The following is a 13,920-nucleotide window of genomic DNA, read 5'->3' on the forward strand; positions in this document are numbered from 1 at the left end:
TTTTGCACTCATGTTAAATAAATTTAATTTTTTGAATAGATAAGATAAATACTACCAATAGCCAATAAGGGCTATTCAATGACATGATAAATGTTTACAATGAGTAATAAACTGAACTAATCTGATTTTTGAGGAGTAGATCGAAGAATTTATGGCTATTTTACCGGTATTACGTTTCCCTGATGAGCGACTCCGCAAAGTTGCTAAACCCGTCACCCAATTTACGCCAGAGTTACAAACCATTATCGATAACATGATTGAAACCATGTATGCAGAAAAAGGCATTGGCCTTGCGTCAACACAAGTGGATATACATGAGCAGATCATTGTAATTGATGTAACCGAAGACAAAAGTCAACCTTATGTGATTATTAATCCTGAAGTGATCAGTAAAGAAGGCGAGACAGGAATTGAAGAAGGTTGCTTATCAATACCTGATTGTCGAGGGTTTGTACCAAGAGCGGAAAAAATTAAAATCAAAGCACTAGATCGTGATGGAAATCCTTATGAAATTGATGCCGACGACCTACTTGCTATTTGTATACAACACGAAATGGATCATTTAAAAGGTAAATTATTTATCGATTACCTTTCACCATTAAAACGTCAGCGAATTGAACAAAAGATGAAAAAACTGACGCGTGAAGAGCAACGTAAAAAATAAAATTAACCGCCATTTATAGATGGCGGTTAAACCATCTACTATTTACGACGATACTATTATTTAGCCACAATAACCATCGCTGGACGAATTAATCGACCATTTAAAGTGTAACCTTTTTGGATTGTATTAACGATTTGTCCTGATTGATGTTCTGGTGATTCAACCATACTAATTGCTTGGTGCACATCAGGGTTTAATTGGGAATCTTCCGTGCTAACAACTTCAATACCAAATTTTTTGACCGTATCTAGGAACGATTTTAATGTCAGTTCTAAACCTTCAACGGTTGCTTGATGTTCCGGATTATTTTTATCAGTAGATAATAGAGCACGTTCTAAGTTATCAATGACGGGCAATAATTCATTTGAAAACTTTTCTAACGCAAATTTACGTGCTTTATCAACATCTTGTTCAACACGTTTACGAACATTATCAATTTCAGCACGCGCACGAATCATCGCTTCGCTTTCATTCTTTTTAGCTAATTGTAAAGCTTGTTCAAGCTCGGCAATACGAGTATCTTTTGCTTTCAATTGCTCTTCTAAATCCGGCTGCGCTGCCGCTGGTTGTTCTGTTGTTTCTTCTGCTGGGGTGTCAATGTTAGCTTCATTTTCTGACATATTTTTATCTTGTTCTGTCATAAGGTACTCCAAATGTAGTCGAAAACTTAATGAATAACGGTTATTATGGGGACAATTTTTATTATTACAAGCTTATCGAGACATTGATATGTATTTTTTTTAATTTATACCGAAAAAATACAGATGTTTATGAAAAAATAAGGTAAGGATATTTTATGGTGACTCCATTTAAATGCATTGGTCTAATTGGACTTCCACGTAAATTAGAAGCAATTGAAACCCATCAAGTGCTTTATGATTGGCTTGTTAAACTTGGTATTCGTGTATTAGTAGAAGATAGATTAGCCGAATATATTCAATTTCCAGTTAGCCATTATGCCTCGTTGGAAACAATTGGCGAGCAAGCTGATTTAGCTATTGTGGTTGGTGGAGATGGCAATATGTTACGCTCAGCACGATACTTATCTCACTATAAAATCAGAGTGATTGGGGTTAATCGAGGTAATCTAGGTTTTTTGACTGATATTTCGCATGAACAGGTAATTGAACAATTAAGCCCCGTTATTGCAGGTGAATATGTCGATGATCCGCGTTTTTTATTAGAAGTATCCATATTTGATAACGGTAAAATGGTTAACTCAGGCTTTGCCGTAAACGAAATTGTGATAACCCCAAATACAGTTGCGCATATGATTGATTATGATGTCTATATTAATGAACGCAATGCATTTTCGCAGCGTGCTGACGGGTTAATTATTGCTACTCCGACTGGCTCAACAGCGTATTCACTATCGGCTGGTGGACCTATTTTAGCGCCCCATTTAGATGCCTTGATTATTACACCAATGTTTCCGCATTCTTTAGCGGTTAGACCATTAGTGATTAAAGGGGATAATCCTATTCATCTTAAATTCCCAACAACAGCCTTGGATTTGAATATTGCCTGTGACAGCCAAATCATTTTACCCGTAAAACCATCACACGATGTCATTATTCGCCGTTCTTCATATGAATTTAATTTAATTCACTCAAAGGATTACGACTATTTTAATAATCTTTCAAGTAAATTAGGCTGGTCACAAAAAATGTTTTAATTAATGCATCGTTTCTGTCTTAAGACAAATCGCTTTTACTCTTCTGTTTTAATGCGGTTGATTACAATCAATTTCTATTTATGTTAGCAATAAAAGTTGTTACTTAATTAGCAAAGCTATCACATAAACAGTAACTGAAGAGAAGATAGCCGCAATGACATCATCAACCATAATACCAAAACCCCCTGGCACTCGTTTATCAAACCAACGAATCGGCCAAGGTTTTGCCATATCAAAGACTCTAAAAGCAAAAAAAGCCATAGCAATCCATAAAACAGAGATTTGTGGAATAAAAAATAGGGTGATCCACATACCAACAAATTCATCCCATACTATATGTCCTGAATCATGAGTATGAGTATCATCCGACGTTTTTTGACATAAAAAACAACCAAAAATAAAAGCGACAACAATTAACACCCAATATAAATACGGTTGCAAACCATTAAATAGCAGCCAAAGTGGTATTGCCATTGCCGATCCCATCGTACCGGGCATAATAGGTGACATACCAGACCCTAAACCCACCGCAAGTAAATGGATAGGATTGGTTAATTGCACATATTTTTTAAAGTCTTTATTTCGCTCTTGTTTTGTCATTATGTTAAAGGTCTTTTAGATAAAATAATGCCGACTTTAAGTCGGCAAAAAAGTTGCTTAGCAAAGCTAAGTATTTATGATTATCAACTATATTATTCGTCTTTCGCTAACGTTGCAACCATTACCGCTTTAATCGTATGGAGGCGGTTTTCAGCTTCATCAAATACGATACTGTGTTTCGATTCAAATACGTCATCAGTCACTTCTAAGCCATTTTTTAAACCGTATTGTGCTGCCATTTGTTTGCCAACCGTGGTATTCATATCATGGAAAGCAGGTAAACAGTGCATAAATTTCACATTTGGGTTATGAGTCAAATTAATGACATTTTGATTGACTTGATAGGGCGTTAATAATTTTACACGCTCATCCCACACTTCTTTCGGTTCACCCATTGATACCCATACATCGGTATAAAGAAAATCAACATCTTTAACACCTGAAGCAACATCTTCAGTTAAAATAATTTTAGCGCCTGTCGTTTTGGCTATCTCCTGACACTTCTGTACCAATTGAGCTTCGGGTTGACAGGCTTTTGGCGCAACTAAACGAATTTCCATACCCATTAATGCCGCCCCTTCCATTAACGAATTTCCCATATTATTTCGTGCATCACCTAAATAGGCAAATTTAACACTGCTTAATGCTCTATCGCCAATATGTTCTTTCATGGTCATAAAATCAGCTAAAATTTGGGTTGGATGGGCTTCAGTAGTTAAACCATTCCATACAGGTACACCCGCGTATTTTGCTAAAGTTTCAACAATTTCTTGCCCATAACCACGATATTCAATGCCATCATACATACGACCAAGCACACGTGCAGTATCAGCAATTGACTCTTTATGCCCAATTTGGCTACCACTCGGCCCTAAATAGGTAACGTTTGCGCCTTGATCAAAAGCACCAACTTCAAATGCACAGCGCGTACGTGTTGAATCTTTTTCAAAGATAAGAGCAATATTTTTACCGAGTAAATACTTTTGTTCCAGCCCTTGCCGCTTAGCTTGTTTTAATTCAATAGCCAGATTAATTAATTGATTGATTTCGGCAGGGGTAAAATCGAGTAGGCGTAAAAAGTGACGTTGATAAAAACCGTGCATAATGTGGCTCCTAATAACCGTAAATATTCACACGATTCTATTTGAATAATTATGCAAATTCAAGTTAAACATCAAAATAACCTTTATATTTTATTAACTCGTCAAAAAGTCTCAAAAATTAGATTTAATTATTAAAATAATTTTTATAATATTGCTTTTTTTGTATAAAAAAGTGTAATAAAATGCCAATCACTGTAACTTAACAGATAAGTAAATTTGAATTTTTATTCAAAAATAATGACAACTTATTCAAAAGGCCTTTTTAATCATGCAAACTTATGCCCTCCTTATGTTACAAGATGGTTCGCAATTTATTGGCAAATCAATTGGTGCTAATGGACAGACTGTTGGGGAAGTAGTATTTAATACTTCAATGACAGGTTATCAAGAAATCCTAACCGATCCTTCTTATTCGGAACAATTAGTTACTCTCACTTATCCCCACATTGGTAATGTAGGAACAAATGATGCGGATGCCGAATCTAACCAAATTTATGCAAAAGGACTGATTATTCGCGATCTGCCGTTAATGGCGAGCAACTACCGAAGTGAAATGGATCTTTCCAGTTATTTAAAAAAGCATAACGTAATTGCAATTGCGGATATTGATACGCGTCGTTTAACCCGTATTTTACGCGAAAAAGGGGCACAACATGGTGTGATCATTACGGCTAATGATAAACAGACCTTATTAGATAAAGCCGAAAATGCCAAACAAGAGGCACTAAATTATAAAGGGTTAAGTGGATTAGATTTGGCTAAAGAAGTGACTTGCAAGGAAAGTTACACATGGACTTGCGGTATTTGGACAAGGCAACAAGAGCATCCTACATCAAAAGCGGATAGCGAATTGCCTTATCATGTGGTTGCTTATGATTTTGGCGTTAAACAAAATATATTACGGATGTTAGTTGAACGAGGATGTAAATTAACAGTTGTACCCGCTAAAACACCTGCAAATGATGTATTGTCATTAAACCCAGATGGAATATTTTTATCAAATGGTCCTGGTGATCCCGCTCCTTGCACTTATGCCATTGAGGCAATTAAGCAGTTTTTAACCACCAATATTCCAGTTTTTGGTATCTGTTTAGGACATCAGCTTTTAGCGCTCGCTTGCGGTGCAAAAACCGTCAAAATGAAATTTGGTCATCATGGTGGTAATCATCCTGTTAAGGATCTAGAAAATAATCGTGTCATGATTACCGCACAAAATCACGGATTTGCTGTCGATGAGAGCACCTTGCCAGCACATTTACGCGCTACACATAAATCCTTATTTGATGGTTCATTACAAGGGATTCATCATAATCAAAAACCTGCATTTAGTTTTCAAGGACACCCTGAAGCCAGTCCGGGTCCACACGATGCTGCGCCACTTTTTGATCACTTTATCGAATTAATTAAAATTTATAAGCAGGAGCAATAATATGGCTAAGCGAACAGATATTAAAAGTATTCTAATTATTGGCGCAGGCCCAATTGTTATTGGTCAAGCTTGTGAATTTGATTATTCAGGCGCTCAGGCATGTAAAGCATTACGTGAAGAAGGATACCGAGTAATTTTAGTTAACTCTAATCCAGCAACCATTATGACCGATCCTGAAATGGCGGATGCCACCTATATTGAGCCAATTCATTGGGCATGTGTGCGCAAAATTATTGAAAAAGAGCGACCCGATGCCATTTTACCAACAATGGGCGGACAAACGGCATTAAATTGCGCATTAGAACTTGAAAAACAGAGTGTATTAAAAGAGTTTAATGTTGAAATGATCGGCGCTACCGCAGATGCGATTGATAAAGCTGAAGATCGCAAACGTTTTGATCAGGCAATGAAAAAAATTGGGCTGGATACCGCACGTTCAGGCATTGCTCACTCATTACAAGAAGCTTATGCGGTACTGGAACAAGTGGGCTTTCCTTGTATTATTCGTCCATCATTCACGATGGGCGGAACAGGCGGTGGCATCGCTTATAATCAAGAAGAGTTTGAAGAAATCTGTACTCGTGGACTTGATTTATCCCCAACCAATGAACTATTGATCGATGAGTCACTGATTGGCTGGAAAGAGTATGAAATGGAAGTTGTGCGTGATAAAAACGATAATTGTATTATTGTTTGTTCAATTGAAAACTTTGACGCAATGGGCATTCATACCGGTGATTCAATAACGGTTGCACCGGCACAAACTTTGACAGATAAAGAGTATCAAATCATGCGTAATGCCTCAATTGCAGTATTGCGCGAAATTGGTGTTGAAACTGGTGGTTCGAACGTGCAATTTTCGGTTGATCCACAAACGGGACGTTTAATTGTCATTGAGATGAATCCTAGGGTATCACGCTCTTCGGCGTTAGCCTCTAAAGCAACCGGCTTTCCAATTGCCAAGATTGCAGCTAAATTAGCCGTCGGTTATACACTTGATGAGCTTTCCAATGATATTACTGGTGGTAAAACTCCTGCTTCTTTCGAACCGTCTATTGATTATGTCGTTACTAAAATCCCACGTTTTAATTTTGAAAAATTTGCTGGTTGCAATGATCGTTTAACCACACAAATGAAATCAGTGGGTGAAGTGATGGCAATTGGCCGAACGTTCCAAGAATCGATGCAAAAAGCACTTCGTGGTTTAGAAGTCGGTGCGTGCGGATTGGATGAAAAAATCGATGATACTAGCGATGAAAAGAATCTTGCTAAAATTCGTTACGAACTACAAGAGGCAGGTAGCGATCGCATTTGGTATATAGCCGATGCTTTTCGAGCGGGTTTTACCGTTGATGAAGTGTTTTTATTAACTCATATTGATCGCTGGTTCTTAGTGCAAATAGAAGAATTAGTGCAAATAGAAAACCGCTTAAAGCAACAAACCATTAATGATCTTGATCAAGAGACATTATGGCAACTTAAACGTAAAGGCTTTTCGGATCTTCGTATTGCTAAACTACTTAATACTCAAGAACAAGCCGTGCGAGATCTGCGCGTACAATATGATATTCACCCAGTTTATAAACGTGTGGATACCTGTGCAGCCGAGTTTTCAACCGATACCGCCTATCTTTACTCAACCTATGAACAAGAGTGTGAGGCCAATCCACAATTTAATCGTAAAAAGATTATGATTTTAGGAGGAGGGCCTAATCGTATTGGACAAGGGATCGAATTTGATTACTGCTGTGTACATGCTGCTTTAGCTTTACGCGAAGATGGCTTTGAAACCATTATGGTAAATTGCAATCCCGAAACAGTTTCAACCGATTATGATACTTCCGATCGACTCTATTTTGAGCCAGTTACCCTTGAAGATGTGCTTGAAATTGCCCACGTTGAAAAACCTGATGGCGTGATAGTGCAGTATGGTGGACAAACTCCGCTGAAATTGGCGCGAGCCCTTGAAGCTGCTGGAATTCCTATTATTGGCACTTCACCTGATGCCATAGATAGAGCTGAAGATCGCAAACGCTTTCAAGAAGTAGTTGATAAATTAAATTTAAAACAGCCCGTTAATGCCACCGTAACCGATATTGATGAAGCAGTGATCAAGGCAGAGCAAATCGGTTATCCACTCGTGGTGCGTCCATCTTATGTATTAGGCGGACGAGCAATGGAAATTGTATACAATGAACAAGATTTACGACGCTACTTTAAAACCGCAGTAAGTGAATCCAATAATGCGCCAGTACTGCTTGACCACTTTTTAGATGATGCCATTGAGGTGGATATTGATGTGATTGCAGATGGCGAACAAATCGTTATTGGTGGCATTATGGAACATATTGAACAAGCCGGTATCCACTCGGGCGATTCAGCTTGTTCACTGCCAACTCATACCTTAAGCCCTGAAATTTTAGCTGAACTACGAAAACAAGCGAAACAATTGGCGTTTGAACTTAATGTAAAAGGTTTAATGAATGGGCAATTTGCGGTCAAAGATAATCAAGTTTATCTGATTGAAATTAATCCACGTGCAGCCCGTACGGTGCCGTTTGTCTCGAAAGCGACTGGCTTACCACTGGCTAAAATTGCTGCCCGTGTCATGACAGGGCAATCGCTAGCCAAGCAAAATGTCACTCAAGAAGTCATTCCGCCTTATTATTCCGTTAAAGAGGTAGTATTACCATTTAATAAATTTAGCGGTGTTGACCCAATTTTAGGGCCAGAAATGCGCTCAACCGGCGAAGTCATGGGAATTGGTAAAACATTTGCAGAAGCCTTTGCCAAAGCACAGCTTGGCAGCTTGTCGAATATGAAAAAATCCGGCAAAGCATTACTTTCTATTCGTGAACAAGATAAACCACGTCTATTAGAAGTTGCTAAACGATTAATCGCTCATGGATTTAGTATTGATGCCACACTTGGCACAGCAAAAGCATTGCAACAAGCAGGAATTGCCTGTCAAATTGTCAAGAAAGAAAATGAAGGTCGGCCAAATATTCATGATCATATCAAAAATGGTGAATACAGTTATATTCTTAACACAACCTCAGGGCGAGCTGCTATTGAAGCCTCTAAAATACTGCGCCGTAGTGCTATCCAATATAAAGTCCATTACGATACCACTATGAATGCTGCTTATGCCACAACATCGGCACTGGATTACGATCCTGCTCACAGTGTGATACCATTACAGGCACTTTATCAATAACCAAAAAGACGAGCAATGCTCGTCTTTTTTTATAAATACATCAAGTTATAATTTATTTTTTAAGCCTTTCCTTCCGCCATGGCTAAAATATCTGCTTCGGTTAATTTGTGAGTCTGATTAGCAAACGCATAGCAAGTTGGTTTTTTATCGATAAAGACTTCAGCCGTGAATTTTAAATCCTTAATATCGTCAAAGATCCAAGCAGCAATATAATAATTTTGCGTACCTTTTAAATGATAATAAAGATGAGAGCCACACTCTTTACAAAATGCTCTTTCCGCCCATTGCGATGAGTTAAAATGGGTAACGTTCTCTTGTCCTTCTATTGTTAAATCACCACTGTGCGCTAAAGTCATTAAAGGTCCAGCACTCCATTTACGACAAGTTTGGCAATGGCATGCACTAAAATCCGTATTGGCAAATGGAACAGATAATTTAACTTTTCCACACAAACAAGATCCATGATATTGAGTTGACATATTTTTTTCCTTTTCCAATTAAATAAACATTATGTAATTTTAATGATGTTAGCATAATAGTAGTTAAACCATAAAATAGAATTTTGTTAAAATATTCATACTAATAAAACGGTAAAATAAAAAATAAGTGTAATCTAATGAGTTTAATAAAATGTTATCATTGGTTATTTTTTATAATTAATTCCAAAAAATGAAAAAAATATTTAAGGTTTGTTTATTCGCTATCGTGCAACTTATTTTGTTCTTGTTACCACTCATTGCTGTTTATTCTTTCTTCAAAGGATTTAGGCAAAAAGTGAGCCTAAAAGACAACTTGAGGCATATCGGTCAGCACTATTTTCTAGGATTCCTATTTTCTAAACCTAAGGTAATCGGTAAGCTCATTTAAGCAGAATGTTTGTAAAAATTATTCAGGAGTGTATACCATTTCAGCATTTAAATTACTTTTATTTATAAATAATGCCTTATTAATCGTTTTAATCACACCCAACCTAAACTAATCGGTAAACTTATTTAAGCAGAATGTTTGTAAAAATTATTCAGGAGTGTATACCGTTTCAGCATTTAAATTACTTTTATTTATAAATAATACCTTATTAATCGTTTTAATCACACCCAACCTAAGCTAATCAGTGAACTTATTTAAGTAGCATTTTGTAAAAAACATTCAGGAGCGCATACCATTTAGTATATAAATTACGCTTATTTGTTAAGAAACGTGTAAAAATGATACGTTCAGTAAAGAATGGTATTGCTTTATTATTTTATTACTATAATATAACTCACCTCTTTGACGCGGGGTGGAGCAGCTTGGTAGCTCGTCGGGCTCATAACCCGAAGGTCGTTGGTTCAAATCCAGCCCCCGCAACCAATTCCTCCCAACCCTATTCTAAATTTTCTTAATGATAAAACTATTTTGATTTTGGAACGGCAAGTAACGTTGATACTGCTTCACTAATTCTTCGAGCGATATAGCTATTATTCATCGTATATAAATGGATACCGTCAACATTTTGCGAAACGAGGTCAACAATCTGATCGATAGCATAAGCAATACCTGCATCACGGAATGCATCTGGATGATGTTCATATTTTTCCATCATTTGCTTAAATTTCTTAGGTAGATTAACACCACACATTGAAACCATACGTTCAATTTGGTTTTTATTCGTTACCGGCATAATTCCTGCTTCAATGGGTACATCAATGCCCATATCACGCGCTTTATCTAAAAAGGCATAAAAATAATCATTATCAAAAAACAATTGGGAAATCAGTTGATCGGTACCTGCGTTCACTTTTTCTTTCAAATGAATTAAATCTTGTTTAATGGTTGTCGCTTCAAGGTGTCCTTCAGGATAACATGCACCAATTACGTTAAAATCGCCATTTTCTTTAATAAAAGAGACAAGTTCACTTGCAAAACGAAAATCATCTTTCGGTTTTACATTTGGATTGATATCACCTCGTAACGCAAGCACATTATCAATACCTGCACATTTAAGATCGTGAAGGATTTTTTTCATCTCGGTTTTATCAAAATTGATACCCGGTAAATGAGCGACACTTTCGATACCATAGGTATGCTTAACTGAGTGAGCAATATCGATAGTCGTTTGGCCATTCAAGCTACCACCTGCACCATAGGTAACACTAATAAAATCAGGTTTAAAATAACCCAGTTCGCGCAAAGTACTGTAAATTGTTTCTAAAGGGGATGTTTTTTTAGGAGGAAAAACCTCAAAGGAGAACACCGTTTTTTGATTAAAAAGTAGATTTGTTTTCATCTGCATTATCCATTGGTTATCATTACTATTTTTCCTTATTGACGTTTCCGCCGCCTAATGAGGCGGCGGCAATATCAGATTTAACAAAGTTAAATTATTTTGAAAAACAGTATTATTTGAGTGTTTTTCTTACTTCTAATGTGGCTTGAACTAAGTGTTGTAAGCTTTCAACCACCTCTTTTTCACCACGCGTTTTTAAACCACAATCTGGATTAATCCATAATTTTTGTTTATCGATCTTCGCAAGCAATTTCTCAATAGTTCCTTTAATTTCAGCCACAGGCGGTACACGCGGTGAATGGATATCATAAACACCTGGTCCCACTTCGGTTTTAAAATTATTGGCTTTAAGCACATCAATCAACTGTAAATTAGAACGTGATGCTTCAAACGAAATAACATCCGCATCCATCGCATCAATGTCTTTGATGATGTCAGCAAATTCGCTATAACACATATGGGTGTGAATTTGCGTATCTGCTTGAACTTTACTATGTACTAATCTAAATGCTGGAATTGCCCAATCTAGATATTCGCTGTTCCAATCTGCCTTACGCAATGGTAATTTTTCTTTAAGTGCTGCTTCATCAATCTGAATGACTTTAATGCCAGCAGCTTCAAGATCGAGTACCTCATCGCCGATAGCTAAACCAATTTGGAATACAGATTCTTTTTGTGAAATGTCTTCACGAGGGAATGACCAGTTAAGAATCGTTACTGGACCTGTTAACATGCCTTTAACAGGTTTATCTGTTAAACTTTGCGCATATTTTGAATATTCAACCGTAATTGGTTTTGAACGTGAAATATCACCCCATACAATTGGTGGCTTAACGCAACGAGTACCATAAGATTGCACCCATGCTTTTTCAGTAAAGACAAAACCATTTAAGCTTTCACCAAAATATTCAACCATATCATTTCGTTCAAACTCACCATGCACCAACACATCAATACCGATCTCTTCTTGCAATTTGATACATTCGGCAATTTTTTTCTTATTGAATTCAGTGTATTCATTCAAACAAATTTCACCTTTTTTGAATTTAGCACGATTTAAGCGCACATCTGGCGTTTGTGGGAATGAACCAATCGTTGTAGTTGGTAACAATGGTAAATTAAATGCTTTTTTCTGCTCTGCTTCACGTACTGAAAATTCAGGTAAACGAGTAAAGTCAGATGCACTTAATGCCGCAACTTTTTGACGAACATCTTGATTTGCCCCTTCACGCTCACGAGTAAACAGGGTTTGGTTAGCTTTATAAGTCTCACTATTTTCTGGATTAGCTTCATTAAATAACTGGCCAAGCTCCGCTAATTCTTGCAGTTTTTCTTGTGCAAAAGCAAAGTAAGCACGTTGTTGAATGGTTAATTTAGTCTCATTTTGTAATGTATAAGGTACATGCAACAATGAACACGAAGTATTAATTACAACTTTAGCTGCTTTTTGCTTAATTTTACCGAGTAATGCTAAAGTTTTTTGGTAGTTATTTTTCCAAATATTTTTACCATTCACTACACCAGCAAATAATACTTTATCCGAAGGGAAACCATTATTATCAAGTAATGCTAATGACTGTTTACCTTCGACAAAGTCAAGACCAATACCATCGAACGGCAGAGCCACTAACTCTTTGTAGCAGTCACGTACATCACCAAAATAGGTTTGTAGAACCACTTTAGTAGTAGCTTTAACAGATAAGATTGCTTGATAGAGCTCTGTAAATAAAGCGATATCATCTTGATTAAGATCCGTCACTAAAATTGGTTCATCAATTTGAATCCAATCAGCGCCAAGAGCTGTGAATTTTTGAATAATTTCTTGGTAGGCTTTAATAATATCAGCTTTAAAGTCAACAAACTGTTTATTACCTAAATATTGTGCTAATTTGAAAAACGTTAACGGACCAACAACAACAGGTTTAGTTTGTATACCTAACGCTTTGGCCTCTTGATATTCGTCAAATGGTTTGCTACCAGCTACTTTGATCTGCACTGAATCTTCTATTTCAGGTACTAAATAATGATAATTGGTGTTAAACCATTTTTTCATTGCTAGCGCACGCACATCGCCTTTTTCACCTTGATAACCACGAGCCATAGCAAAATAACGATCAAGTTCTGGTAATCCCAAATCTTGGTAACGTTTAGGAATAACATTAAGCAAGCAGGCGGTATCTAATACTGCATCATAAAATGAAAAGTCATTAGACGAAATAAATGCAATTTTTTGCGAAGCTTGTTGTTGTAAATGCTCGGCACGTAGTGCTTTAGCTTCACTTAATAATTCGGTTTGGGTTTTATTACCTTTAAAGTAGGCTTCAGTTGCAAATTTCAATTCACGAAGTTTACCAACACGAGGATATCCAATAACTGCTGTATTCATTTTATTTTCCTTTAATCACGGTTCTTGCGTGGTTAAAAAGATAGCAAAAAAAAATGTTATTGAATAATTCTAGTTTTTTATTAATTGATATAGTTTTTAACTATATCAAATTGCTTTTTTATCGTTATAACGAATAATCATTAGAAGATTTTAAGGATAACAGTATAATGTAAAACTAGTTTTTTAAAGGAATGACAAAAATGAAATTTTTATATTACCTTTATATTTTAGAAGTCATTTTAATTTTGCCTATGTTGGGTGATAACAATAATGTCGTTTTATCTTCAAAAATAATTCACAACATTATTATTACCATTATTTTTGGTTTTAACTGTATTGTGAATTTATGTTTCTGGGCATTCAAACCCAACAAGCAACGCATTGATTATATTGTGATTGCATTATTATTTTCAGTTATTCTTTTTGTACCCATTAACAATATTATTATTGCAATTAAATAAAAAGAACGTTGATCAGCGAGAGTTAAACAAAAAATTAATGTCCTAAATGCTGATAGAATAGTTAAAGTTAATCCAACCGTTTTATAAAAATAAATTTTAAAAAATAATTAATATGGTTA

The 13,920-nt window shown here is 36.2% G+C and carries 11 protein-coding genes and 1 tRNA gene; 6 read left to right on the forward strand and 6 right to left on the reverse strand.

Going from position 1 to position 13,920, the window contains the following annotated elements; translation table 11 throughout:
• The first annotated feature begins 151 nt into the window (after positions 1 to 151).
• A complete protein-coding gene (gene def / locus H3S88_RS02230; RefSeq protein ID WP_198227389.1) occupies positions 152 to 664 on the forward strand; it encodes a peptide deformylase in 513 nt (170 codons plus the stop codon).
• A gap of 56 nt (positions 665 to 720) precedes the next feature.
• On the opposite strand, the gene grpE is transcribed toward def, so the two are convergent.
• A complete protein-coding gene (gene grpE, locus H3S88_RS02235) occupies positions 721 to 1,305 on the reverse strand; it encodes a nucleotide exchange factor GrpE (RefSeq protein ID WP_086308186.1) in 585 nt (194 codons plus the stop codon).
• A gap of 155 nt (positions 1,306 to 1,460) precedes the next feature.
• Between grpE and nadK the strand changes: the two genes are divergently transcribed.
• Entirely contained in the window at positions 1,461 to 2,339 is an 879-nt protein-coding gene (gene nadK / locus H3S88_RS02240) for an NAD(+) kinase (protein ID WP_198227391.1), read from the forward strand.
• 99 nt (positions 2,340 to 2,438) lie between these two features.
• On the opposite strand, the gene H3S88_RS02245 is transcribed toward nadK, so the two are convergent.
• Together H3S88_RS02245 and argF are read right to left on the reverse strand one after the other, a co-directional pair.
• Positions 2,439 to 2,939 (reverse strand): phosphatidylglycerophosphatase A, encoded by a 501-nt coding sequence (locus H3S88_RS02245; RefSeq protein ID WP_198227393.1) that lies wholly within the window; start codon positions 2,937 to 2,939, stop codon positions 2,439 to 2,441.
• Between the two features lie 92 nt (positions 2,940 to 3,031).
• Positions 3,032 to 4,042: an ornithine carbamoyltransferase gene (gene argF / locus H3S88_RS02250; RefSeq protein WP_198227395.1), complete on the reverse strand. Its 1,011-nt coding sequence runs from the start codon at positions 4,040 to 4,042 to the stop codon at positions 3,032 to 3,034.
• Positions 4,043 to 4,310: 268 nt separating this feature from the next.
• Here argF and carA point away from each other — a divergent pair, with 268 nt between their 5' ends.
• Both carA and carB read left to right on the forward strand, forming a co-directional pair.
• Complete coding sequence (gene carA / locus H3S88_RS02255; protein ID WP_198227397.1) at positions 4,311 to 5,471, forward strand: glutamine-hydrolyzing carbamoyl-phosphate synthase small subunit; 1,161 nt, start codon at positions 4,311 to 4,313, stop codon at positions 5,469 to 5,471.
• Between the two features lies 1 nt (position 5,472).
• Positions 5,473 to 8,688, forward strand: a complete 3,216-nt coding sequence (gene carB, locus H3S88_RS02260; RefSeq protein ID WP_198227399.1) for a carbamoyl-phosphate synthase large subunit — start codon at positions 5,473 to 5,475, stop codon at positions 8,686 to 8,688.
• Positions 8,689 to 8,747: 59 nt separating this feature from the next.
• On the opposite strand, the gene H3S88_RS02265 is transcribed toward carB, so the two are convergent.
• Complete coding sequence (locus H3S88_RS02265) at positions 8,748 to 9,167, reverse strand: GFA family protein (protein WP_025316813.1); 420 nt, start codon at positions 9,165 to 9,167, stop codon at positions 8,748 to 8,750.
• 794 nt (positions 9,168 to 9,961) lie between these two features.
• Between H3S88_RS02265 and H3S88_RS02270 the strand changes: the two genes are divergently transcribed.
• A tRNA-Met gene (locus tag H3S88_RS02270) sits at positions 9,962 to 10,038 on the forward strand.
• 40 nt (positions 10,039 to 10,078) lie between these two features.
• On the opposite strand, the gene metF is transcribed toward H3S88_RS02270, so the two are convergent.
• Positions 10,079 to 10,954, reverse strand: coding sequence for a methylenetetrahydrofolate reductase [NAD(P)H] (gene metF / locus H3S88_RS02275; protein ID WP_198227401.1), 876 nt, complete (start codon positions 10,952 to 10,954; stop codon positions 10,079 to 10,081).
• A 112-nt stretch (positions 10,955 to 11,066) separates the two neighbouring features.
• On the reverse strand, positions 11,067 to 13,340 hold the full coding sequence (gene metE / locus H3S88_RS02280) for a 5-methyltetrahydropteroyltriglutamate--homocysteine S-methyltransferase (protein WP_198227403.1): 2,274 nt from the start codon (positions 13,338 to 13,340) through the stop codon (positions 11,067 to 11,069).
• 200 nt (positions 13,341 to 13,540) lie between these two features.
• On the opposite strand from metE, the gene H3S88_RS02285 reads away from it, so the two are divergent.
• On the forward strand, positions 13,541 to 13,801 hold the full coding sequence (locus tag H3S88_RS02285; protein ID WP_198227405.1) for a hypothetical protein: 261 nt from the start codon (positions 13,541 to 13,543) through the stop codon (positions 13,799 to 13,801).
• Positions 13,802 to 13,920 lie beyond the last annotated feature (119 nt).

This window comes from Gilliamella sp. B14448G11 (genome assembly GCF_016101765.1).
In the GTDB taxonomy this organism is placed as follows: domain Bacteria; phylum Pseudomonadota; class Gammaproteobacteria; order Enterobacterales; family Orbaceae; genus Gilliamella; species Gilliamella apicola_N.